Origin of the sequence: Microcoleus vaginatus FACHB-2002 (assembly GCF_040004035.1) — a bacterium.
Lineage (GTDB): Bacteria > Cyanobacteriota > Cyanobacteriia > Cyanobacteriales > Microcoleaceae > Microcoleus > Microcoleus vaginatus_C.
In genome coordinates this window covers 92,285-116,788 of record NZ_JAMPLN010000015.1, presented here as the reverse complement: position 1 = coordinate 116,788, position 24,504 = coordinate 92,285, and the positions used below count along the sequence as shown (strand labels likewise).

Sequence of the window (24,504 nt, the reverse complement as noted above, 5' to 3'; positions counted from 1 at the left end):
CCTTTTCATTAACGGTACTGAATTCTCGGATCGAAAAAAGCATAGGAAATATCAACCGCCAGATTAATCAGTACAAAAGTTACAGCCACAAAAATTACTCCTCCTTGGACAATTGGGTAATCCCGCGTCAGAATACCGCTATAAATCCAAGAACCAATTCCCGGCCACGAAAAAATCGTTTCAGTCAGAATAGCGCCGCCTAAAAGAGTGCCGAACTGCAAACCTATAGTTGTGACGATCGGCAAAAACGCATTTTTCAAAGCGTGTTTCAAAATCACCCAATATTCCGGCAATCCCTTCGCCCTCGCAGTGCGGATGTAATCTTGAGAAAGCACTTCCAGCATCGCAGAACGAGTGATGCGAGCTATAATCGCCAGAGGAATAGTTCCTAAAGTCAAAGCTGGAAGGATTAAATGGGCGATCGCATCCCGCCAAGCCGCCAAATCCCACCTCAGCAACGCATCCAAAACATAAACACCCGTAATCGACTTAAAACCAAACCCCAAATCTACACTGATCCGCCCGCTAGGAGGCAGCCATTTCAGATAAACAGCAAACAAATAAATCAACATCAATCCCAACCAATACACAGGCAAAGATACGCCAATTAACGAACCGCTCATCGCGAGATTGTCCAGCCAGCTATTTTTCCGAACAGCAGCCAAAATCCCCGCCGGAATTCCGATAAAAAGTGCCACCAACATCGCCACCACAGACAGTTCAAAAGTAGCAGGCCAGCGGCTTGTAATTTCATCAATTATCGGAATACCGCTAATAATGCTATTTCCCAAATCCAAGCGCAGCAAACTCCCTAAAAAAGCCAAATATTGCAAAGGTAAAGGCTGATTCAGACCCAACCTGGCTCTCAAAATTTCCACCTGTTCGGGAGTTCCCCGTTCTCCCAAAAGCACTGTAGCTGGGTCTCCCGGTATCAAATGCAAAAATATAAATACTAGCAGAGTGATTCCGAAAAGGACTGGCAATAGTCCCAGCAAACGTTTAGCAATATATTGAAACATCAGTCGATCTCATTCACCTTGCAAATTTGCCAAAATCCGATCGACCGTTTCTTCTACCGTTAGATGGGTTGAATCCAGCCAGTAGCCAAGGCGAGGGGTTTCGTTACGGAGAATGCGATCGAAGGCATAAACCATTGTTTCGTTGGCATATCCGGTTTTCGTTCTTGCTGCATCCCGTGCAGCTACAACTTCTGCCTTCGGACACAGAACGATCGCCGACAACGGCACATCGTGGAAAGTGGCAAGTACCTCAGCCAGTGCCGAACCAATGATGATGTCTTGATAAACGACCGTAAAACCAGCCTGGAGATACTGTCGCGCTGCCATTGCTGCCAGGTGATACCGCAGTTGAAGCTGCTGATATGCCTCTGCTGACAAATTTAACGCCATTTGGGCCTGTCCATTCACAATCATGCGACGAAAGATATCGCCGCGAAGGTGGACACTTTTGGGCAAGCGTTCGGCAAGTGATTGGGCCACACTTGATTTTCCGGCAGCCATGTTCCCGGTAATCAAAATAATTTGTGGCTGATGATTTGCAGGTTGCTGATTGCTCTCCATAGTGTTTGTTAAGGTAAATTCATGTAAAGTATGAGAACCCAGGAGAGGTGTCTCGCTCTAAACTCTCAATTTTTGCTTATTTCCTCAAAAGACTCCGACCCCAAAGGACTCGGAATCCAACCTTGAATATTCTTGCGTTTCCCTAAAAGTGGCTGCGAATGTACGATCGGCAAACGCACAGCTTCCCCATGCAAAATCTCGCTTACTTCCGCATAAATTTTCGCCCTAGCTGCTTTATGGCCACTCGCCCTCCCCCGATCCAAAAGTTCCAGAACTTTCGGATTTTTCCAATTTCCCAAATCCCCCGTGGAACCCGGCCCGAAGTGAGGATAATAAAAATTGTCTGGATCGCCATAATCTCCACTCCAACCCATCATAAAAGCTTGAAACCCAGGAGGTTTGAGGCGATCGGCTAAATAAGCAGACCAATCCTTTGTCAGCAATTTTACCCGAATCCCGATCGCGCTCAAATCCGCCGCAAAAGCCTCAGCGATCGGCTTCGGCGTGGGAAAATAGGGACGGCTGACGGGCATATACCACAAATCCAAATCAAAACCGTTCGGATAACCGGCTTTCGCGAGCATTGCTTTAGCTTGCTGCGGGTTAAATTCATAATCTTTAACTTTATCAGACGCCGCCCAATTCAGCGCAGGGGGGATAAATTGCGAATCATGTTTTCCGAGTTCTCCCCAGAAAGCTTGGACTATTGCTGGCTTGTTAATTGTTTGGGCGATCGCCCGCCTGACTTCTGGTTTTGACAAAGGTTCGTAAGTCGGATTTAACCCTAAATAACCGACATTAAAAGAAGGTCGCACAACTGTTTCTAAATTAGGATCTCCCTGAACTTCTTTCAGTTGATCCGGCGTTAAATCTACAGTAAAATCAAGTTGTCCTGCTCGCAACTGAGCCAGTCTCGCCGCCGGGTCGTCAACAAAGCGAAATACCAATTGATTGACTTTTGGCGTGCCAGTTTTCCAATAATTCGGATTTTTCTCCAAAACAATGCGATCGCCCGATCGCCATTCCTGAAACACAAAAGGCCCCGTACCCACCGCCAGCGACCCCGGAGTGCCGTATTTAGCACCCGCTTTTTTCACCGCCGCCGGACTCGCCATCCCGAAATAAGCAGACCCAATCGCCGAGGGAAAAGCAGCAAAAGGTTGATTTAAAACAAACTTAATCGTAGACTTATCAACAACTGCCACATCTTTTACCAGGGAATTTTTATCTCCCTTAAAACCACCAAAAAAATTCTTCCAAATTGGATAAGTTTTGCCAGATTCTCGATAACCGTTAGGATTGTTCGTATCCCACCAGCGATCCACATTAAACTTTACAGCTTCCGCGTCAAAATCCGTACCGTCGTGAAACTTGACCCCCGAACGCAACTTAAAAGTCCAAGTTTTGCCATCTTTAGAACTTGACCATTCAGTAGCGAGACTCGGCTCAAGTTCCACAGTTCCCGGTTTAAAATCAGTCAAGCGATTGTAAATTTGGTCGATAACAATCACCGAATTGCCATCAGTAATATTTCCCGGTTCCAGATTGACAGGCGGCCCACCCGCACCGTAAACTAAAGCCCCAGCCGGAACCGCAGCAGGAGTTGTCGGAGTTGGAGAATTATTGCTAACCGTGTTTGAGGTGGTGCTGCAATTTGATAAAATTACAGCCATCCCAAAAACTAGACTTAATAAAACTAAACGCCAGTATTTTAACAATCTCATCTCAATAGCTCCGGTTTAATAGAAAATTGTACTCATATCAATAAATTTCTAATTGGCTCTTTCTCTCGCCTCTGTAGTTTCTGCCTTCTCGGCAGTTCATTTAGTAAATTCTATATTAAAAGCTAATCTCAACTAACAAACCCAATATAGCAGCCTGATGATATCATGCCGGAGGGAAAAATCTCAACCCACACCTTTACATTAGGCGACGCAACCAGCACGAAAGCTAACGTTGGCGCCCCAGCTAGAGGGGTCATTCGATTGTAGGTTTGAAATTTGAGATTTGAGATTTGAGATTTAGTCCATGAATCTGGGGGGAGCATCTCATATTGGTAAAAACACTTCTTATGGCTCCTTTCTTCTTTCTCTTTCCTTCTGCCTCCTGCCTCAAAACTCCAATTTCTAGCTTAGCTGCTTTCATTGAGATGCTCCCAATCTGGGAGCTTAAACTAATAAATCGCAGAGTGCGTAAGCACCCTGCGATTCACTCAAAACTACTCGTCAATTACTGCGGTTTTTGACCGTTTTGCATCCTGTTTTTAACAGTTTGCCGGCGCTGTTGCATCATTTGAGCTAATTGGCTCCGCTGTTCGGCAGTGAGCACTTCTCGCATTGCAAGTGTAATTTCAAATTGCACCTCTTCAAACTGCTGTCTCAATCCCATTATTTGACGGTGTTTTTCACGGATTTCGCTGGCATTTGCCGTGCCGGACATCATCGTGTCCAATTCTTGTCTGGCTTGGCGCACTGCTTGCATCCGCTGGGAAACTTGGTCTTTGTAGCGATCGCGCACTGCCTGCATTTGCTGCTTTTGGTCTGCGCTTAAATTAAGCTTCTCGAACATCCCACCTTCCCTGCCACCTGGTCGATTGGGACGCTGGTTTTGTGCAATTGTTTCCGGTTCTATGGGATTGGGAACTGCTATTGCTGCGGCTGTGCTGCCGAGAGTCAGCATTAAAATGGCTAGGGCAGAAATACGACGAATTGACATGAAAATTGCCTCTTTGATATTACTTATTTGTTGGCGGTTCACTGTCAGCACCCTGGCTGAAAGTCAACCAGTCTGTTGGTGAGCGATCGGTCATATTTTCTTGGGGAGAATCATGCAGTACGCCCTCCCAGTTAGTAACTAAAAATGATTCTAACTGAGCTGTTTCCTTATCTGGCAATTGTGCAGTCTCGAACGGACGGTAGCCCGACCAAAAAACTAGCAGGCTAGCAGCAATCGCAGACGATAAAGCCCACTTAGAAACAGAGGATATTTTTAACCTGTCATCAGACTTAGCTGAGGCACAGGCTTGCGTTTTTTGGCGGTGGGTTTCATGGAAAACACTCGCCTGATTACTTTCGATTGCTGTTAGAATTTTTTGCTCTAAATCTGGTACAGCTTCAGGAATATTGGGGCGATGTCGCTTCAAGAAATTAACTAACTCTTGGTCGCTGCTTGGGTTATTCATAGCTCGCTGACACCTTCTTTTTGCAAAAATTGCCGCACAGCATTTCGGGCATAAAACACGCGAGATTTGACGGTTCCTGCAGGCAGTCCCAAAATTTGGGCTACTTCTTTTTGCGGGATGTCTTCTAAGTCGTGCAGCACCAAAACGCTGCGGTGTTCAAAGCTCAATTGCTCCAGTCCCCGCTGCACTAAATCTTGATAGTGCAACTGCATCAAGTCCGATGTGTTATCTTTGAGAATAACCCCATTCATTACTTCTTGATTTTGGAGCTGGGAGTCAAAAGAATGCTGTTTAGCAAATGCTTGTCTTTGGTCGGAAGCCACATTCCAAGTGATTCGATAAAGCCAAGTAGAAAAGTTTTCCTGGTGCTTGAGTTTGGGCAATCCTTTCCATACTCGCAGGAATACTTCTTGTGCTAAATCGTCAAGAAGTGACGGGCCGCAGAGTTGGTAAAGGGTTGACCTGACTTTGTGTTGGTAGCGTTGGTAAAGGTAGCGAAAGCAAGTGCGATCGCCCTTTAGACACTCAGCAACTAAGTCCGAGTCGGAACAGTCATCGGTTAAAACATTGGCTGACACAGCTAACACCTGTGAAGTCTCCCCCACCAGTTCGTTATCTGAAGTGTTTAGACAGGGCGAGCGCAAAAAAGGTTCAAAGGATTTAAAATTTTTTTTCGACGAGGTGGCAGGTAGGGAAACGGCACTGCCGTGTCCTGATTTTTCCTGTAATTAACGGGTTCCGAGGTGTAAAGCCTGGGAACCCAGATCCAGAGTCCGAGCCTTGGTTGAGAAAATAGACCCTTTGACTCGCCCCAGAAGCGTTACTTTCCCTAAGCGCCTAGTAACAAGTAAAACCAGTAAAAATTTGCTCAGCGGGTAGGGACATGACAATGCCCATTGGTGTCAACTTAACCTCAAATGTAGTGCGAGTCTTCTGTCTAACGATTAAAACCCGCTCCCCGAATCGTTGCGGGGGGACAACAATCTTCTCTTTCGTCCCCCTTTTTAAGGCTACCGCATACACACAAGTGGATTATGAGTTAGTTTCCACTCTTGCTGTTCGACCAATGCCTTGGTCGGAGGGTAGATTAATTGTATAAGTACCCTGATAGGGCTGTTCTCTTAAGTAGGCATAAAGCAATTGTGACTTGTCTAATAACCGACGGTCTTGTACAAGTGATTTAGAAAAGGTATATATAGGGGTTCTCAATTAATAAACGTACAAGTTTAGATTAAATAATTAAATAGTTGGGGAATTTACGAAGCAATTAAAAAATCCTCAATCCCCCAATTTAAAATCTAAATCTGTACATTATCTACCTGAGAAAAGCTATAGTAGACTTACCGCTTTTATTAACCTGAGAGTTTGAGGCGATCGCCTGCCTGCGATATTGCTCGATCCAGGATTTAATTGCCAATTTCAATTCAGCTTTTTGGGCGTCTTTAATTCCTTCTGGATCGAAGCGGTCGCAATAATGAATCTCAATCAACAATGCTAACTCTTCGAGACAAGATAATTCCGGTTTTTCTTTTTTTAACCTCTCGATCCAATTTTTTAAAGACTCGGAAGGAGGGCGAATCAGTCCAGACTCATTTAACGCCTGTTCGATTAAATAAAATTCCGATTTCGGACTCAACGAATCTTTGTTATAAATAGCTTTTAGCCATCTTTGTTTCTTAGAGAAAAGGCGTACAGTTTTCTTAAAATTAGGATTACACCTCCAAAAAAATATTAATGCCAGCAGGATGACTCCCCCATACTTCAATCCATTGCTACCTGATAAATATCGCAACCCCAGCAAAATTTTGTAACTCAATAGCGACCATAAATCAGAGATAAATGCCCATCGGGGAGCAGCAGCATCCTCCATGCTTTCCCAATCAGAAGGCGTAGCATCAAAAGCTTGCCATTTTCCCGCGATATAAGCCAAAGTCCAAGCATGAGCATGGCGACTTCTTACAATATATTGGTTCTCCAAAGGACTAAATTCGTGAACCGAATATCCAACAGCATAACGGGCTGGAATACCGAGTTTTCTCAGGAGAAGTGTCGCAGCAGTAGCAAAATATTCACAATGTCCAGAGCGAGTGTTCAGTAAAAATGTTGATAGAGGCGTAGCATCATTATCTTTGCCCCTAAGCTTCAGTGAATACACGAAATTTTTCATGAAAAACCACTCTATTTTATCTAATATTTCTGGTGGCGACTTTCCTTGAGTATCCATTTGACCGAGGATTTTATTCAGTGCCGCCATTTCGGATTTTGGTATTTGCAGGTCGTCTTCTGTAGGCTGGCTATCTACAGAAAAATTATTATTAAAGTAGCTTCGATAAGCCAGCATATCAACTTTTCCCACCACTTTAGTTGTGCCATATTTATTCTTTTCCATCTGACTGACAGGCAATGCGTCAATTTTAAAAGTTCCATCTGGCAGCTTTAATAAACCTTGGTTGCCTGGGAGTGTAGCCGAAATAGTAATCGTTGAGGGATTCGGTAGTTGGTCGCCTAAATCCCAAGTTGTGCCATTAATCTTTGGTTGTACGGGAACAAAGTTAGGATTTAAGGCGAGCCAAAGTGAAGAGTTGTAGCGATTATAAGTGGCTTCTCTTAGCAGTCGAGGGGGAGGCTGTTTAGCTTCAGAAGCCACTCTAAAAATAATTTCATTTGACTGTTTTAATAATCCCACTGACCCGATGTTCGTTTGTTTTTTCAAAAAATCTGTTTCTTGAGAGTTCCCCTGACTAAGCCATGAGATTGCTTGCTGTTCTACTGCTAGGTGAAGTTGGTGCAGGCCCATCTGTCCTATAAATCCTATACTGCCAGCAATTAACATCAGACCAAGCCAGAGAATAAATGAAACATTTTTCGGTCTCACAGACCACAAAGCAATAGCGGTTAAGGCAAATATCCCAGCATAAAAAGAGATATCTCTACTGTTCGCCGTACTAGCGGATAGCAGACAACAGATAAAATATGGATAATTTAGATTCACCATCAAGGGGTTAAGTGGTGCTTTTTTTGTTGCTTTGTTTAGCCACAAAAACATTAGGCGTATATCCAGACTTTCCTTGACAGAATATACCTGAGCAGCTACCAGTGGAAAAAATACACCAGGAAGCCACTGCAACAAATTATATATCAAGTAAATAGATCGGTTGGCAACCAGGAGATAAACCAGCAAACCGCACAATAAAATCAGGCAAAAATTAGCAATGCGCCTAAAATCACTAGCTGAAAAATCCCACCGATAAGGCAACCAGTTAGCTGCCTCTAAAATCAGAGCAATTGGCAAAGCAAAAAACCAGAGTCCCGTCTGCCAGCCCCAAAAAATTACACTAACACCCAAAAGAAACACTGGCATTTTCATAATTTCATTAACTCCTCTTGTATTTGACCTAGCTTTAAAATATGACAGCTTGTTAAGTCATCTTTAATCAACTCTAAATTTAAGCTATCTAATTGAGCGTCTCGCGCTGTTAAAATTAAAGCTAATGTATGGATACCGCGACTTCTCAGATAATTTACTAATCTTTTTCGAGGTTCGTCCCAACACAAAAATATACAAATACAACCGCTTATGAGAGAGATTTTTTCCATCAAAACTGAGGTGAGCGAGTCAAAATCTTTATCCTGACAGGCACCTACGGAGGCGAGAATTTCTAGCATTTTATCAGTAGAGTTTAGCCCTCTGCCAAAGGTAAAACAATAAGCTTCTTGAACGACGAACATCAAATCCAATAAGGATTCTTGAGTCTGAACTTCATAGGATAATGAAGCAGCAATTGAAATTGCCTCTTCTAAAATTTCACTATATTTTACACTTTGAAATGTATCCAAAATTAGGGCGTGCCTCACAAAAAATTCATCCTGTTCTTCTTTGACCATTGGCTTACCTGCTTTTGCCCAACTTTTCCAGTGAATTTTGCGTAGCGGATCTCCCGGTCGATAATCCCGCAGAGACCTAAATTCCTCGGAATCTCCTACGGATGAAGCTAATGTTACGCCACCTGATTGATATCTTCTTGAGCCAGGAAGCTGAATAGGTGGTAAATGATATAGTTTGGGTAAAATTAACATAGATTGGGGCAAGGAAATTGTTTTACAAGCATTCCAAATCCCAAAAGGATCTGACCTAGTAACTGTTAGACCACTGAGGCGGATAACACCTCTGCAGGACGGCGTAATTTCACCTACCACTTCTGTTTTGCTATTGGGTGGAATAGGAGGCAATTCTATGGCTTTAGCTGTGGCGCATTGTTTTCTATCAATCAGCCACAGCCAACGATAATAGCCGAAGTATTTATCCAATGAAGTGCGCTGTTCTTCACCGGGTTCAGGTGTTTCTATAAATTCTTGAAAGCTTGGGTAGGTGTCGGCAAAATTTTCCCACAATTTCAGGTTATTTTGACTGTGGCTAGTTTTGTTATGAAGGAGTATACGGTATTTTAAAGTGACTCCAACAGTTGCAAACTTTGGTAAGAACCGTACTGCATTGAAGCGGAAGCGAAAAAATTTACTAAAAATTATGGCTATTCCTATAATTGACAACAGGAAAGTAAAAATTTGATAAGTCACAGTCTGATTAGTATCTAATCCTAAAATTCCCGCTAAAAGCGTGCAGCTAAGCACTGCTAACCCATTGTTGGTCAATCGCTTTTTTCGCGAGCGATTTACACGCGCACCGAAGCGAAAAATAGCGTAGAAAAAACGTTTCATTTGTTAGGCGGGTACAGGAATAGATTTGATAATTTCTTCCACCACACCTGGGGCCATTCTACCAGAAAAACGCGCTTGAGGTTCCATTACTAGGCGATGAGCGATGACTGATACCGCCTGTTCTTGAATATGTTCTGGGGTAACAAACTCATAGCCATCGAACAAAGCTAATGCTTGAGCAACTTTCATTAAAGCTATGGAAGCTCTGGGACTCGCCCCTAGTTGTACGCCTTCGGCTGAGCGAGTTGCATTCACGATATCTACGAGGTAACGTTTCAATTCTTCACTAATTCTAATTTGCTTTACCTGCTGTTTTAAGCTAATTAAATCCTCTAAATTAACGCAGGTTTGAAGTGTATCAATAGGATGTTGATGGATTTGGTCTCCGAGCAGGTTAACTTCGTCTTCTGGCGAGATGTATCCTAGACTAAATTGAACTGCAAAGCGATCCATTTGGGCTTCAGGAAGTGGATAAGTGCCACGAGATTCTACTGGATTTTGAGTAGCAATGACAAAAAATGGGTCTTTAAGTTTGCGTAAATTTCCGTCAATGCTGACTTGAAATTCTGCCATTGCTTCTAGGAGGGCTGATTGGGTTCGCGGTGATGAACGATTGATTTCGTCAGCCAAGACAATATTAGCAAAAATAGGCCCTTCGTGGAAATGGAACGTGCGTTGATTGGGGTCGAGCATGGATATGCCCAAGATATCGGATGGCAAAAGGTCAGGTGTAAATTGAATGCGTTTAAAGGTGACATCGACAGATAAGGCTAGGGCTTTAGCTAGGGTAGTTTTACCTGTACCGGGATAATCTTCTAGGAGGACGTGCCCGCCACTCACAAAGGCTGACAGCAATTTCCTGATTGCTGCTGATTGCCCTTTCACCACTTTTTGAATGTTGTTGGAAATCCTTTGATAAATTTCTCTGCCCGACTGAGCGTGATTTTCTGTAATTGCTTTATCCATTATTTATTGTGTTCGTAGCGTTCGGTTACTGTCCCGCTGATTGGCTTCGCTCGATTTAACTATTTACAGCATTTTGCCAATATGTATAAGTTTTTAAACCAATACTTTTTTGATTTTCATTATATATCTCATCCAAACACCTGAAAAGAGCCAAAGCATAATTCTTCAATCCCAACTCTGTCAAACTTGTGAGAATCCTAGTCAGCCGCAGGTAGTTGTGATTAAATTGTTCAATCCACTCTCTTTTTCTTGACAAATATTCCTCAGATTTTGCAATTACAATTTCTGCGTTTTCCCCTTCGCGGCATTCCAGCCCGTAAAATGCCAGCAGGACTTTTAGAGATTTGACTAAGCGACTTCTCAACTCTTCACTTGTTCTAAAAGCTTGAATCACCTCATCATTTAAAGTAGGAGCACTGGAATTAAAGCGACTCTTTTCTCTCAGCGGAAACAGCCATTGAATGTAATTGTGCACGGATTCCAGCTTCTGGTAATCCCACGACCAAATATCCTCGATCGCCCGACCTTGTGAATCAGGCTGCTGACCGAGATAGAATGCTAAAATTTTGTTTTGTTTGGTTGAGTTACTCATTAATCTGCTATACAAAACATCAAAAAGATTCTCTTGAGTCGGTTTTAACCGACTTTAGCTATTAGCCAGGGGTTTAAACCCCTGGCTGCTTCCCCGGCTTTACCGCAGAGTCACAAACTCTTCAGCAGTCGATGGGTGAATGCCAATAGTCGCGTCGAAGTCTTTCTTCGTAGCTCCCATATTAACCGCGATCGCCATTCCTTGAATAATCTCGCCCGCGTCTTTCCCAACCATGTGCACGCCCAAAACTCTGTCAGTATTAGTCTCAACGATTAACTTGACAAAAGTTTTCTCATCTGCACCTGTCAAGGCGTGAAACATCGGCCGAAACTTGGCTGTGTAGCACTTAATTGAATCGCCAAATTTAGCCCTAGCTTGGCTTTCTGTTAAGCCAACTGTACCCGCTTCCGGCTGGGAAAATACCGCTGACGGGACATTTTCGTAATTGATTGCTCTGGGATTGTGGCCAAATTCAGTATCTGCAAAAGCGCGTCCTTCGGCGATCGCAATTGGCGTTAAATTGATGCGGTTGGTGCAATCTCCGACAGCAAAAATGTGGGGCTGGCTGGTGCGGCTGTCTTTGGTAACAGCGATCGCACAGTTATCGATTTCTACTCCCGCATTTTCTAAAGCCAATTTTTCCAAATTCGGCAAGCGCCCGGTAGCGCACAACAGCGCGTCTACTATGATCGTTCCTTCGGATTTTCCCGACAAAGTTAATTGTAAGCCTTCTGGGGTTTTCTCTATGTGGTTGATCGAGCTTTCTGTCAAAATGTCTATTCCGTGCTTGATCATTCCTTCTTGCACGTTGGTGCGAATTTCTGTGTCGAACTCGTTCAAAATTAACTCGCTGCGGATGATTTGAGTTACTTTGCTTCCCAACCCGTTCATAATGCAAGCAAATTCGACGCCGATGTAGCCTCCTCCCCAAATGGCTAACCGTTTTGGCTGCTCTTTTTGCAGGAAGATTTCGCGGGAGGTTATCGCGTGTTCGATGCCGGGAATTGGCACTCTTCGAGCTTCTCCGCCGACTGCTATTAAGATTTTAGCTGCGGTAAATTTTTTGTCGCCAACTTCGACGGTGTGGGGGTCAACAAATTTGGCGTATCCTGAGATTAATTCGACTCCGGCTTTTTCGAGGAAGCTGATGTGCAATTTGCTCAGCCGCCGCACTTCTGCGTCTACCGTGGTGACGAGTTTTTCCCAATCAAAGCTGCTTTCTACTGGACTCCAACCGTAGCCCACCGCATCTTCGTAAAGGTGGGAAAATGTTGAGGCGTACACCATGAGTTTTTTGGGGACACAGCCGCGAATTACGCAGGTTCCGCCTACTAAGTCATTTTCGGCGATCGCCACTTTTGCGCCGTAGGATGCTGCTCGCTTGGAACTCGCCAATCCGCCGGAACCCGCACCTATCACAAACAAGTCGTAGTCGTATGTCATAATTGTCTGTACCTTTTTATCGCCAACTTACCAATTTTACGCTTTACTTTTCTTAATGATATCTCAAAAATTTTTTGTTTTTTTTGGGGTCAACTACTTTACTTTTTGCCCTGGACCAGGTATTATTAAATAATAGGAATCTGTGCGTTTATATAAAATTGCTCACACTCCCATTATTAGAGTATAACACAAGCGAACGACAAAAAAATATAAAAATTTTACTCTTTTGAGAGCGCTACCAAGAAGGAAAGACCTAATTGTCGATCGCTCGTTATAGCCGAGTCGAACTCCTGTAAATCCCTCTAAAAAAGCGCAACTTTGATGCTCTTCCCAATTTTCAAGGGTCAGTAGAGGGCAAGAAGCAGGGGTGATCGGGGCTAATCGCAGCGCCGCGACAGAAAACTGATACTACCCTAACCTATCGGGCCACTCACGGGAGATTACCCTACAGTTTTTGATAATTTCATAAATCCTTGATAATTGCTATATTATAAACATAAATTTATTCTAGGGCTAGCTGTATGATTGATTGGCTGGTACTCTGGGGAGTGACGCAAGGAGTCGGCATTCTCGTCAAACCCATCTTAGAAGAGTTGGCAGTAGATGGCGCGAAGGAGTTTGCTAAAGATGTTTTTTATTCCGTGAAAAACGTCATATTTAGCGAAAAAGACCCACGAAAAGTCGCAGCGGGCAAAGCGATCAAAAAGTTTTTGGAGTTGGTGGAACAGCAGTTGAAAATTGGCGGACTTTCCCCAGAGCAAAGAAAGCTGTATATTAAAGATGTTAAACAGTTTATCAATAACAAGTCTGTTAAGGAAATTGTGGGCAAGGCTTTTGAGAGCGATCGCAAATCTCTCGATGCAAAACTTCTCGAACAAACCTGGACTCAACTAAATTTAACTTCTTTGCCGCTAAGATTTAAGTGGCAAACCATCGCCAATCAGTATCTCGCAGAAGTTCAAGAAATTCTCTTTGACTCAAAAGACTTGCGCGATATCTTGAATGCTCAAAATCTGGATAGCATTCAGAAAAATACTCAAGAAACGGCCGGGATTATCCCCGAATTTGACTTGAGGCAATATCAAGAAGCTCTGTGCGAGCGTTACAGCAATCTCAATTTAAGCAGCGTCGATCCCAATACCTACGATTATCGCGAAAAGCTGAAGGTTTGGGAAATCTTTATTTTCCAAGATGTGCGATCAATTTACGAATCATTTCTGCCCCAAGCTTACGAAATTCCTAAAGAACATCAACGGCGGCTGCAAGACAGCAATCAATTAGAGGCGATCGATCTAGAAAACTTAGAGAAATATCGGCGCGGTTATTTTTCTCAGCCCATCGTATCCGTGCTAGATGTTATCAATGACAAGCAAAAGTATCCCTACATTGTGATTTTAGGCGATCCGGGTTCTGGCAAGTCTACTCTGTTACAATATTTAGCATTAAACTGGGCGCGCTCGCCCTTAAATAGCGTGACATCTCTGCCGATTCCGCTGCTAATAGAATTGCGGACTTACATTCGCAGCGTGGAATCAGGAGATTGCAAGAACTTCCTGGAATTTTTCCATCAAAGTCCGGGTTCAATTTGTCACTTGAATCAGCATCAATTGCAGGAACAGCTTAAAACAGGCGACGCTGTGGTGATGTTCGACGGGTTAGATGAAATTTTCGATCCGGGGAAACGAGAAGATGTAATTACGGCGATTCATCGGTTTACTAATGAGTATCCGCGCGTGCGAGTGATTGTCACGTCTCGGATTATTGGTTACAAACCTCAACGGTTGCAAGATGCAGGGTTTTATCACTTTATTCTCCAAGATTTGAACGCGGAACAAATTCAGGATTTTCTTCGCCGCTGGCACGAATTAACTTTTACTGATGCTGTGGGAAAAGTGCGAATTCGCGATCGCATGAAAAGAGCATTAGCGTATTCATCAACGATTCGAGATTTAGCGGGTAATCCCTTATTGTTGACGATTATGGCGATTTTAAATCGCGGACAAGAATTGCCGAGAGACAGGGCGGAACTTTACAATCAAGCTTCGCGGGTATTGCTGTATCAATGGGATGTGGAAAGGTCTTTAGTAGAGGATAGCAGGCTCGATCCGAAAACGATTCATGCTAAAGATAAGCAAGAAATGCTGCGGCGAGTCGCTTACAAAATGCAAGCAGCACCTGAAGGGTTGGCTGGCAATATTATTAGTGCGGAAGATTTGGAGGAGATCCTGACAGCATATCTGAAGAATAAAGATTTCGATCGACCGAAAGAGCGGGCAAAGTTGATAATTAACCAACTGCGAACTCGCAACTTTATTTTATGTTATTTGGGTGCGGATAGTTACGGATTTGTCCATCGAAGTTTTTTGGAATATTTCTGTGCGTCGGAGGTTGTATATCGATTTGAAAAAACGCGCCAACTTTGTTTAGATGAGTTGAAAACAGAAGTTTTTGGCAAGCACTGGGATGATGAATCTTGGCAGGAAGTTTTGTGCTTGATTGCGGGATTGATTGCTGGAAATTTTACAGGGAAATTGATTGAGTTTTTGATTGAACAGCATGGGGTAGCTCAAAAGTTCAGCAATCTGTTTTTGGCGGCGAAGTGTGTGAATGAGGTGAGGGATAGAAAAGAGATTGCTTCGGTGGAGAGTCAATTGCTTGAACGCTTAAAAGAGTTAACCAAGTACAACTTCAAGTACCATTATAAGCGCGATGGAGACAAGGCACGTCTAGTGAAGGAAATTCGCACTCAAGCAGTAAGTGCGATCGCCTTTACTTGGAAAGATGACCCGGAAACCTTACCTTGGCTCAAACAACGCACTCAATCAGACCATAATTGGGATGTGGGATATGCAGCAGTCCAAGAATTAGCACGGGGGTGGAAAGATGACCCCGAAACCTTACCTTGGCTCAAACAATGCGCTCAATCTGACCATAATTCGGCTGTGCGACGTGCAGCATTCCAAGAATTAGTACGGGGGTGGAAAGATGACCCCGAAACCTTACCTTGGCTCAAACAACGCGCTCAATCTGACCATAAATGGGATGTGCGACGTGCAGCAGTCCAAGAATTAGCACGGGGGTGGAAAGATGACCCCGAAACCTTACCTATCCTCAAACAACGCGCTCAATCTGACGATAATTGGGATGTGCGCTCTTCAGCAGTCCTAGAATTAGCCCGGGGGTGGAAAGATGACCCCAAAACCTTACCTTGGCTCAAACAATTGGCTCAATCAGGCCATAATTCGGTTGTGCGACGTGCAGCAGTCCTAGAATTAGCACGGGGGTGGAAAGATGACCCCAAAACCTTACCTTGGCTCAAACAACTGGCTCAATCAGACCATGATTCGGTTGTGCGACGTGCAGCAGTCCTAGAATTAGCACGGGGGTGGAAAGATGACCCGGAAACATTACCTATCCTCAAACAACGCGCTCAATCTGACCATAATTCGGATGTGCGACGTGCAGCATTCCAAGAATTAGTACGGGGGTGGAAAGATGACCCGGAAACATTACCTATCCTCAAAGAATGCGCTCAATCTGACCATAATTCGGATGTGCGACGTGCAGCATTCCAAGAATTAGTACGGGGGTGGAAAGATGACCCCGAAACATTACATATCCTCAGAGAATGCGCTCAATCAGATGATCCTCCAGGTGCACAACTCTCCCTGTTTTCATTGGAAAAGTTGACCGAATTAGAGAATCTGTAATCTAAACAAAAAAAGTATTCACAAATTATGCTAGTTCAAAAATAGTTGAATTAATATCAAATAGTTCTCGGAGACAACCACTATGCAAGTCACGACCGAAGAAATTATTTATCCATGCAGCGACGGTCAACCAATGGCAGATAGCACAATTCAATACAAATTAATTGTCAAAATCAAAGAAGGTTGCGAATCGCTGTTTAAAAACGACCCAAACGTGTTTGTAGCAGCCGATTTACTGTGGTATCCAGTTGAAGGTAGACCAGATATTTCTCAAGCACCGGATGTTATGGTAATATTTGGCAGACCAAAGGGCGATCGACGTTCCTACCTGCAATTTAACGAAGATAATATTGCTCCCCAAGTTGCGTTTGAGATTCGCTCTCACAACGACAGACAAACCAAAATGTACAAAAAACTTTCATTTTACAATCGCTATGGAGTCGATGAATATTACCTTTACGATCCCGAAAACAACGATTTGAGCGGTTGGCAAAGAATTGAAGGAAACTTAGAATTAATTGAGCCGATTGAGGGCTGGGTAAGTCCGAGATTGGGAGTACGATTTGAGTTGGGCGAAGCTGGATTAGAAATATATCGACCCGATGGACAAAGGTTTCTTTCCTATGCGGAATTGGAGGAACAGGGGGAATTAAACCGCCAGCGTGCCGAACAGGAAGCTCAAAGGGCCGAACAAGAAGCTCAAAGGGCTGAACAAGAAGCTCAAAGGGCCGAACGTTTGGCAGCAAAACTGCGCGAATTGAACATCGATCCTGAAAGCATTTAAGCGACAAATTGTTTAATTTAGGGCTTACGCATCAAGACCACAGAAACCGGGTTTTTTATGGTTTATGCGCGCTGTAGGGAATGATTTTCGTGAAAAAACCCGGTTTCTCACCACCCTTGTGTAAGTCCCATAATTACAACTTGTCCGACTTGTTTAAAGTCGCCAAGCAATCTCCATTCTTCGAGATTGGTTGACTCCAATCCGCTGCATTTGCAATGACGCCTGATACTGAAATTAGCGTCCAAACGATCGCCCTTCCAGCCGCCAAAACCGATAAGAAGTGTTAACTTAGTAGTTAGTTGTGTCGATCGCACAGAAAAAAAAATGCCTGAACTACAAACCGATACATACCAAGACCTCGACCCGCAAGTCCTCTCAAAGCCCGTTGTTGTGGGTCTGGAAGAGGTAACAAAAGTTTACGGGATTGGCGACCTGGAAGTTCGCGCCTTAAACGGCGTCAGCTTGACCGTAAGACAAGGAGAATATTGCTCGATTATGGGCGCATCGGGTTCCGGCAAATCTACAGCTATGAATATTATCGGCTGTCTCGATCGACCTACGAGCGGCAGTTACTACTTAGACGGCGTAGATGTCGCCCAAATGCCCGAAGGAGAATTAGCCGGAATTCGCAATTTAAAATTAGGTTTTGTCTTCCAACAATTTCACCTGTTGCCTCAATTGACAGCCTTAGAAAATGTCATGTTACCGATGGTTTATGCCGGCATTCCTGCAGCAGAAAGACGCGAACGGGGAGTAGATGCTTTAACAAAAGTAGGCCTGGAAAGTCGCCTGCAAAACAGACCGAATCAACTATCAGGAGGACAGCAGCAGCGGGTTGCGATCGCCAGGGCTATTGTCAACCGTCCCGTGTTGTTGCTGGCTGACGAACCTACAGGTGCATTGGATACAAAAACTACTCAAGAAGTAATGGATATTTTTACAGAATTCAATGAAAATGGCATGACTGTTGTTATGGTAACGCACGAACCCGAAGTAGCGCGTCAAACTCGCCGCGTTGTCTGGTTCCGCGACGGTAAAGTTATCCACAATAATCTCAACCCCGAAGAGCTTTCACACGCTGTATTTTAGTATAAGAGTCGGCGAAAAGCGAAAAGAAAATTGGGCGATTGAAATCGCTTCTAGACAAACGAAGTCCGCCTGCGCGGACTGAAGAATCAAGAGGGTATCAGTCCTATGCAAGAGGACTTTAGCTATTAGACAGGGGTTTTCAACCCCTGGCGGACTAATAGACAAAACACCCAATATCTGCTTAATGAAAAGCACTCGGAAAAGCTTCCCAAACTCGATCGACAAAATCTCTAAGTTGCCGAGATGCGATCGCACCATCCTTTTTCTCAGAGTCCAGAGAGTGCAACTCAGTCAACAGTGAAATTACCTCAGTATCTAAAGCCGCGCGAAACAAGCTCAGCGGCCAAAGCAAATCAGCACCATCCCGCAAATCGGATAAAGTGTATTCTGCCGGTGAATCCTTCGCCGACACCGATACAACTAACATCAAAGGGCGCACCCAACAAACTTGACGTGCCTCAACCACTTGGATTACCTCGGAATGCAGGCACGCATCTCCACATTCTAAACTGACAATTTGACCAGGCTTAAAGTTCAAAGCACAATCCATTAATGCTCACACTTAATACAGACATAACAAAGCAGCGAAATAAGTGCTCTATCTCTCGACAGCACCACTAAACATTATATCATAATTCCTTCTTCCTTCTTCCTGACATCCGTTACATCCGTTATAGAATCCGTTGCCGAACTTCCTTCTTCCTTCTTCCTTCTTCCTTCTTCCTTCTTCCTTCTTCTCAACTTTCATCAAGCTTTTTAAGAGCCATTTCGAGATCGGCTGTCAACAATCGTGCTTCTTTTTTACCACCGCCACCATTGGCATAATCCGCCACGGAAATCGGAGAACCGATCGCAATTTTTACCTGAGCACCCCATTGAGGAATGCGCGGGCGATAGCGGATACTCATCGGTACAATTTTTACCCCCAAACCCGGTTTGCTCAACTCTGCTTGAATTGCCAAACGCGCCAATCCCGGCTTAATCGGATGAACTTCGCCATCCTGAAAAATGCCGCCTTCGGGAAAAATCACCAACATTTCCTTGTCGAGGAGTAGTTCCACCCCATAACGGAGACTGCCAATTGCCGGATGCTTGAGATCCACAGCAAACCCCCCCAAATGTCTGATGAACCAACCTTGCAGTCCTTTGACCTCATCAGCAGTTACCATAAACCGCAAATCGCGTCCAGTCACCTTCTGTCCCGTTGAATAGGGCATCATCAGGGCATCCCACCGGGAGCGGTGCGTAGGGGCTAAGATGACAGGCCCGTCTTTGGGCAAGTGCTCCTGTCCGGTTATCTCAATCTTGCCAAAATGAAACGGTAGGACAACATAGTGACCTAGCGGATAGAGCAAGGAGGTTAACCAAGGAGAAACGCGAGAGGTATTAGATGCTACCTTGGCAGGCATTGGCTTCACTAGAGATGATTTACTGGACTCAACGGCGATCGTGGCGGTGTGGGGCATAGCAATTAAGCTGCTTTATCGAGATCTAAAGTCTAAAGTAAGGTCTTGGCCAAATCTTTAGTTTTTAGATCGGGACAGTTTTGCTATTGGCCTTGTGCCGATCGAGCGATCGCGCCCGCAAGAGATAATCTCTAACAGGTAAAACCTCAGCCAACCGGACAGCACTAATGCAGAGCAGTCGGCCGCCTCGAAAGCTTGAGCGGGCAATTACGGATCTATTATTCCAGCTAAAGGGTCAATTTTGATTAAACCTCGCCCCGAAGAAAGTAAAAAATTTTACCTGTTAATTTTTCCGGCGCGCTTCAAACCAAGAAAGCAACTGATCGCGGCAAACAGACTCCATAATACCGCCGAGCACCTCTAAGCGGTGACACGAATGCGCGCTATCGGGAATATTAGCAGCAGTCCGAATTGTGCCAGTTTTCGGGTCATCTGCTCCGTATACCAGCAGACGAATTCGAGCTTGGACGATCGCACCAGCGCACATCGGGCAAGGTTCCAGCGTTACGTAGAGCGTGCATTGGTTAAGATGCCAGTCTTGCAAAACTTGGCCGGCAGCCCGCAAAGCCAAGATTTCAGCGTGAGCAGTCGGATCGCAGTCTCGCTCTCGCCGATTTTGCGCTTCGGCAATCAATTTGCCAGTACCGTCAACAATTGCAGCACCCACGGGTACTTCACCGGCATCACCGGCTGCTTGTGCCAGTTCCACAGCCCTAGCCATCCAGCGTTTGTGAATAAAATAAGTAGTCTCACTAATAAACAACGGCTCAGCTTTACAATTCACGTCATACCTAAGTAACAGAAAAACTTAAGATCGATAAATAAAGTTACATTACAGCTTAATCGAGAGTCTTTAATTATGGACACCACTACGATTACCACTGAAATTGTTGAGCTGTTGTGCCGCATTAGCCGGCAAAAGCTGCGCGAACAAGATATCACTCCTTTGGTAGTGTTTCTGACTGCTCTGATTTGCATCCTGCGCGGAGTGATGATTATTGACAGGACGATCGCAGTTGAAGAAGAAGAACGGCTGCAAAAGACTCTCAAAGCCTTTGCCAGCGGCGACCGCGATCGGGTAGAACTAATTCAGCGCCTTGTCAAAGGAGTATCCAAACAGCAGGTTTACTTCAACCCCACGGAATTGCTAACCCTGACAGCTTTGTTCTCAGAATCTGAAAAACTGTTGCTCATCGGTTCCGGCTACGAAATGTCAGCGGCCGACGGACACATCGATATGCGGGAGCAAATGTACTTACAGTCGATCGCAAATCGGCTCGGTCTCGACTCCAGACACATTGCAGTCCTAGACACTTTATTTACTAAAGAAGGAACCCTCGACTCAGAAGCTTTTGCCGAAGTTCAAGCTTTACTCGATCCCAGCGAATTCGAGTCCCGCGATCCGGTATTTGGCAAAGCAGCAAAGCACTTGCTGAGTATTTTACTCCGCAAATAATCCAGCGCATATAAATTTTGGGACAGTAAAAGTAGTCAGAGAAGTTCGAGGATTTGACGCTGTGTCCATTTGACATGGGAATTGGGCGCTCTTACCCTCAAAAACCGGGTTGTTTAACCCCTACCCAGAGCGCTGCACGGCGTATGTTGTTGAAAAACCTGGTTTCTCCCTAAGTCCCGCTTTATTTTTTTTTGCAAGAGTCGATCGACCCTTGTATCCCATTGAACCGAATGCCTCTAAAATCTAAAAGCGACTTGTCGCTGCCTTGATTGACTCAGCTCAATCTCAAATCTCAAATTGATTGATTATGCAAATTGAATGGCAAACCGCCAAAACCTACGAAGACATTCTCTATCACAAAAGCGGCGGCACCGCCAAAATTACCATCAATCGACCTCACAAACGGAACGCTTTCCGTCCCAAAACCGTGCTGGAACTGTGCGATGCCTTTACTGATGCCCGCGAAGACACAAAAATCGGCGTTGTCCTGTTTACCGGTGCGGGACCTCATACAGACGGCAAATACGCCTTTTGCGCCGGCGGCGACCAAAGCGTGCGGGGTACGGCGGGATATGTAGACGAAGGTGGCATACCCCGGTTGAACGTGCTGGATTTGCAGAAGTTGATTCGATCGATGCCCAAAGTTGTAATTGCTTTAGTTGCAGGCTACGCAATTGGAGGCGGTCACGTTCTGCACTTAATTTGCGACTTGACGATCGCTGCTGACAATGCTATTTTCGGACAGACCGGCCCCAAAGTCGGCAGTTTCGACGGTGGTTTCGGAGCTAGCTATCTCGCCAGAGTTGTCGGCCAGAAAAAAGCCAGAGAAATTTGGTTTTTGTGTCGGCAGTACAGCGCGCAGCAAGCCCTAGAAATGGGTTTAGTCAACTGCGTCGTGCCCGTCGAACAACTAGAACTAGAAGGGATTCAGTGGGCTGCGGAAATTCTCGAAAAAAGTCCGATCGCGATTCGCTGCTTGAAATCCGCTTTTAATGCCGACTGCGACGGTCAAGCCGGTTTGCAAGAACTGGCGGGAAATGCCACTTTGCTGTACTATATGACGCAGGAAGGCGCCGAAGGCAAACAAGCCTTTTTGGAAAAACGGCAACCTGATTTTAGTCAATATCCTTGGCTGCCATAGCGGGATAGAAAAATCAGTTTTTTTTATGCGCTCATATTAAAGTAGATGCTGCTGATTTTTATGAGTTAGTAAAGCCAAATGCACCCGATCGTCCAAAAGTGTCAGTATTGATACCAGTTCCCAAAAAGAATGAAACTGCTTTGTCAGCTCCAAACCATGATAATGATCAGTGATTCCCCAATCGAAAATCGAAAATCGAAAATGGTATGACCTATCCTGCTGCCGACTAACTAAACCGAGACTGGTGCTGCCGATTTTTCGGTTAACGTTGTGCCTGTAAGCTGGCAGGCATTGCGCTCGGAAAGAGTGACGGTGGCATCCTGCAGCATCAGAGTCGATTCTGGCCACAGTCCAATTTCTTCTATGTTTTCCCAAGATGACCTAAAAGGCGAAACCGCTAAAGCACAAGCTTTCCAGTGACTTTGAACCGGTCCGCCTAGTAAAGCGCAAACACCCCCGCGTCTGCCCTCAGGGGTATAGTGACGGCAGTGACCACAAGCTGAAGTTAAGGAGGTTTGCATAAAAGTTCTTAGGGAAATCATTTTCATCTCTAATTCTCGCTTGCAGAGCTAGCCTGCCTTAGAGCCTCCCAGCCTTTATTCTGTCTGGCTTGTAGCGATCCCCGGAGCATAATTTAATTTTATAATTTATTTATAATCTCGTTATATATAGAAACAATTAGCTCTGTCGTTGCTCATTGTATAGGTGAAAACAAAGGTTAAAACTTTATAAAGCCGTCAGGGATCAAGAAAAAGTACAAATGTGCAACCAGTATGAGAGGTTACAAATAAGGGGTAGCTCAGGATACAAAAAGCTGCTGAAAGTTTCGGTAAGCTGCCTCCGGGACATACCAACAATTAAGTCTTAAAATGAAAATGAAAAGATAACCGCAGGCGATCGGGCCCCTGTTGCATTGACGCCAAAAGTAGCTAATCATAAAATAGGCAAGTTTTCAAGCTTCTTGTTTATCTCTACAATCAAAACATTAAAATTAATTCAGAGGCGGTAGGAGTTTTGCTAATGAGTAAGCGTTCTTCGGTTGAATCCCCAAATCATCAATCCTCTTCAACCCCAATCAAGCCTGCTTTGCAAGCAGTCCTGGGGAGTCTAGATGTAAACCTAGAAGCAGAACTGACAACATACAGAAGGCACAGGCGGCGCGCCGAACAGTGGGTGTCGCCCTCAGTTCGTACCGGCAAGCAAACAGCCACAACCGAGCAACAGCTAGCCCAAAATTTGGCGCAGTCTCCTGCGGAGGAAACCCAGCAGCCCCTATCGCTGCCGCTATCCCTTGCCGGCACTCAGGGCGATGCCCCGCTAGCAACTACCAGGGGTGGCACAAAATTATCTAGCAGTGCCTTGGCACCCAACAAGTATCTCGAATCAAGCGAAAAACTGATCGAAAGTTTGGACGAGTCAAAAGCTGAGCCTACTGTAGAACGGAGTTTAGCCGCCAGTTTGTTAACTCCGTTGGGACTGAGTTCGATGCTGCTGTTTTTGCTGTCGTGCACAGCTTTGGGCTACGCAGTCATGTACCCGTCAAATCTAGTTAAGATGGCCGGCCTGAACCGTTTGCTCCGCACCTCACCCTCTCCCGACAGTCCCGCCTCTACTTCCACCTCGGATACCAGCACCAAGGAACTACCGAAAGCTCCAAATCTGGTATCCAAAGAATTTGTCGAGCTAGATTTGAGCACTCTCAGCAATGTCCAGCCGACAGTCAGCCCGATTCCTTCCCCGTCACCAAAAGCATCAATCCCACCAACTCCGCCAGCGCCTCCGGGCCCTAGCGGGGCTGTGCCGATTCCTACAGAAGACGGCAACCCGCCCAGAGGCAGGGAACAAGGACTCAACAATTTGAGTACGGCTTTGCTTCCCACTCCCAGCCCCAGCGCCGCGCAGCCTGTGCCGTCACTGCCGACACTGCCTCCAACACCTTCCCCAGCCCAGCCTGCAGCCACATCGCCGGCGACAGTATCCCCAGCGGCCGCATCGCCAGCCGCCGCATCCCCGCTGGGAAGGCCTGCACGGGCCGCCGACGGTTTTTATTACGTTGTCACCGATTACACAGGCGAAAAATCGCTGCAGCAAGCCAGAACAGCAGTTCCCGATGCCTACGTGCGGAACTTCTCAAAGGGTGTCAAGATCCAAATGGGGGCTTTGAACGATCCTGCCTCAGCAGAACGTTTGGCGAAAGAACTCCAAGAAAAAGGGGTGAAGCCACAATACTATCAGCCATAAATTAGGTAAAGGGTGAAAAACTTTAACTAAATTGTTAGACAAAGCTAGACAATGAGGAATGTTTTGTCTAACACAAAATTGGTTTTGTAATTGTCAATTCCCAGTCCTAAATCTAAAATTTAATAAAATCGGGAGACGG

At 45.0% G+C, this 24,504-nt stretch carries 21 protein-coding genes; 6 read left to right on the top strand and 15 right to left on the bottom strand.

Annotated elements, in window-relative coordinates:
• Positions 1–8 precede the first annotated feature (8 nt).
• From NDI35_RS15030 to gor, 11 genes are all read right to left on the bottom strand, one after another.
• Entirely contained in the window at positions 9–1,019 is a 1,011-nt protein-coding gene (locus NDI35_RS15030; RefSeq protein WP_445313437.1) for an ABC transporter permease, read from the bottom strand.
• A 9-nt stretch (positions 1,020–1,028) separates the two neighbouring features.
• Positions 1,029–1,580: an AAA family ATPase gene (locus tag NDI35_RS15025; protein ID WP_445313436.1), complete on the bottom strand. Its 552-nt coding sequence runs from the start codon at positions 1,578–1,580 to the stop codon at positions 1,029–1,031.
• Between the two features lie 65 nt (positions 1,581–1,645).
• Positions 1,646–3,304, bottom strand: a complete 1,659-nt coding sequence (locus NDI35_RS15020; RefSeq protein WP_445313435.1) for an ABC transporter substrate-binding protein — start codon at positions 3,302–3,304, stop codon at positions 1,646–1,648.
• A 505-nt stretch (positions 3,305–3,809) separates the two neighbouring features.
• Positions 3,810–4,295 carry a Spy/CpxP family protein refolding chaperone gene (locus tag NDI35_RS15015; protein ID WP_445313434.1) on the bottom strand — a complete coding sequence of 162 codons (486 nt, stop codon included), beginning with the start codon at positions 4,293–4,295 and terminating at the stop codon, positions 3,810–3,812.
• A 19-nt stretch (positions 4,296–4,314) separates the two neighbouring features.
• Positions 4,315–4,761, bottom strand: a complete 447-nt coding sequence (locus NDI35_RS15010; protein ID WP_445313433.1) for a hypothetical protein — start codon at positions 4,759–4,761, stop codon at positions 4,315–4,317.
• Positions 4,758–5,348, bottom strand: a complete 591-nt coding sequence (locus NDI35_RS15005) for a sigma-70 family RNA polymerase sigma factor (protein WP_445313432.1) — start codon at positions 5,346–5,348, stop codon at positions 4,758–4,760. Before NDI35_RS15005 ends, NDI35_RS15010 begins: the two co-directional genes overlap by 4 nt.
• A gap of 728 nt (positions 5,349–6,076) precedes the next feature.
• Positions 6,077–8,128: a transglutaminase-like domain-containing protein gene (locus NDI35_RS15000; protein WP_445313431.1), complete on the bottom strand. Its 2,052-nt coding sequence runs from the start codon at positions 8,126–8,128 to the stop codon at positions 6,077–6,079.
• Complete coding sequence (locus tag NDI35_RS14995; protein ID WP_445313430.1) at positions 8,125–9,477, bottom strand: DUF58 domain-containing protein; 1,353 nt, start codon at positions 9,475–9,477, stop codon at positions 8,125–8,127. Before NDI35_RS14995 ends, NDI35_RS15000 begins: the two co-directional genes overlap by 4 nt.
• Before the next feature lie 3 nt (positions 9,478–9,480).
• Entirely contained in the window at positions 9,481–10,443 is a 963-nt protein-coding gene (locus NDI35_RS14990) for an AAA family ATPase (RefSeq protein ID WP_445313429.1), read from the bottom strand.
• 55 nt (positions 10,444–10,498) lie between these two features.
• Positions 10,499–11,035 carry an opioid growth factor receptor-related protein gene (locus NDI35_RS14985; protein ID WP_445313428.1) on the bottom strand — a complete coding sequence of 179 codons (537 nt, stop codon included), beginning with the start codon at positions 11,033–11,035 and terminating at the stop codon, positions 10,499–10,501.
• Positions 11,036–11,134: 99 nt separating this feature from the next.
• Positions 11,135–12,478, bottom strand: coding sequence for a glutathione-disulfide reductase (gor, locus tag NDI35_RS14980; RefSeq protein WP_445313427.1), 1,344 nt, complete (start codon positions 12,476–12,478; stop codon positions 11,135–11,137).
• A 521-nt stretch (positions 12,479–12,999) separates the two neighbouring features.
• On the opposite strand from gor, the gene NDI35_RS14975 reads away from it, so the two are divergent.
• From NDI35_RS14975 to NDI35_RS14965, 3 genes are all read left to right on the top strand, one after another.
• Positions 13,000–16,188, top strand: coding sequence for an NACHT domain-containing protein (locus NDI35_RS14975; RefSeq protein WP_445313426.1), 3,189 nt, complete (start codon positions 13,000–13,002; stop codon positions 16,186–16,188).
• Between the two features lie 82 nt (positions 16,189–16,270).
• Positions 16,271–16,972: a Uma2 family endonuclease gene (locus NDI35_RS14970; RefSeq protein ID WP_445313425.1), complete on the top strand. Its 702-nt coding sequence runs from the start codon at positions 16,271–16,273 to the stop codon at positions 16,970–16,972.
• 324 nt (positions 16,973–17,296) lie between these two features.
• The gene (locus NDI35_RS14965; RefSeq protein ID WP_333085043.1) at positions 17,297–18,061 is read left to right on the top strand and encodes an ABC transporter ATP-binding protein; all 765 of its coding nucleotides are present in this window, start codon (positions 17,297–17,299) and stop codon (positions 18,059–18,061) included.
• 181 nt (positions 18,062–18,242) lie between these two features.
• On the opposite strand, the gene NDI35_RS14960 is transcribed toward NDI35_RS14965, so the two are convergent.
• From NDI35_RS14960 to tadA, 3 genes are all read right to left on the bottom strand, one after another.
• Positions 18,243–18,611 (bottom strand): hypothetical protein, encoded by a 369-nt coding sequence (locus tag NDI35_RS14960; protein WP_445313424.1) that lies wholly within the window; start codon positions 18,609–18,611, stop codon positions 18,243–18,245.
• Between the two features lie 187 nt (positions 18,612–18,798).
• Positions 18,799–19,527, bottom strand: coding sequence for a lysophospholipid acyltransferase family protein (locus NDI35_RS14955; protein WP_445313423.1), 729 nt, complete (start codon positions 19,525–19,527; stop codon positions 18,799–18,801).
• A 283-nt stretch (positions 19,528–19,810) separates the two neighbouring features.
• The gene (gene tadA, locus NDI35_RS14950; RefSeq protein ID WP_445313422.1) at positions 19,811–20,311 is read right to left on the bottom strand and encodes a tRNA adenosine(34) deaminase TadA; all 501 of its coding nucleotides are present in this window, start codon (positions 20,309–20,311) and stop codon (positions 19,811–19,813) included.
• 75 nt (positions 20,312–20,386) lie between these two features.
• On the opposite strand from tadA, the gene NDI35_RS14945 reads away from it, so the two are divergent.
• Both NDI35_RS14945 and menB read left to right on the top strand, forming a co-directional pair.
• Positions 20,387–20,983: a TerB family tellurite resistance protein gene (locus NDI35_RS14945; RefSeq protein ID WP_445313421.1), complete on the top strand. Its 597-nt coding sequence runs from the start codon at positions 20,387–20,389 to the stop codon at positions 20,981–20,983.
• A gap of 307 nt (positions 20,984–21,290) precedes the next feature.
• Positions 21,291–22,124, top strand: a complete 834-nt coding sequence (gene menB / locus NDI35_RS14940) for a 1,4-dihydroxy-2-naphthoyl-CoA synthase (RefSeq protein WP_445313420.1) — start codon at positions 21,291–21,293, stop codon at positions 22,122–22,124.
• Between the two features lie 230 nt (positions 22,125–22,354).
• On the opposite strand, the gene NDI35_RS14935 is transcribed toward menB, so the two are convergent.
• Positions 22,355–22,645, bottom strand: a complete 291-nt coding sequence (locus tag NDI35_RS14935; protein ID WP_445313419.1) for a hypothetical protein — start codon at positions 22,643–22,645, stop codon at positions 22,355–22,357.
• 499 nt (positions 22,646–23,144) lie between these two features.
• Between NDI35_RS14935 and NDI35_RS14930 the strand changes: the two genes are divergently transcribed.
• Complete coding sequence (locus NDI35_RS14930) at positions 23,145–24,365, top strand: SPOR domain-containing protein (protein WP_445313418.1); 1,221 nt, start codon at positions 23,145–23,147, stop codon at positions 24,363–24,365.
• Positions 24,366–24,504: the final 139 nt, after the last annotated feature.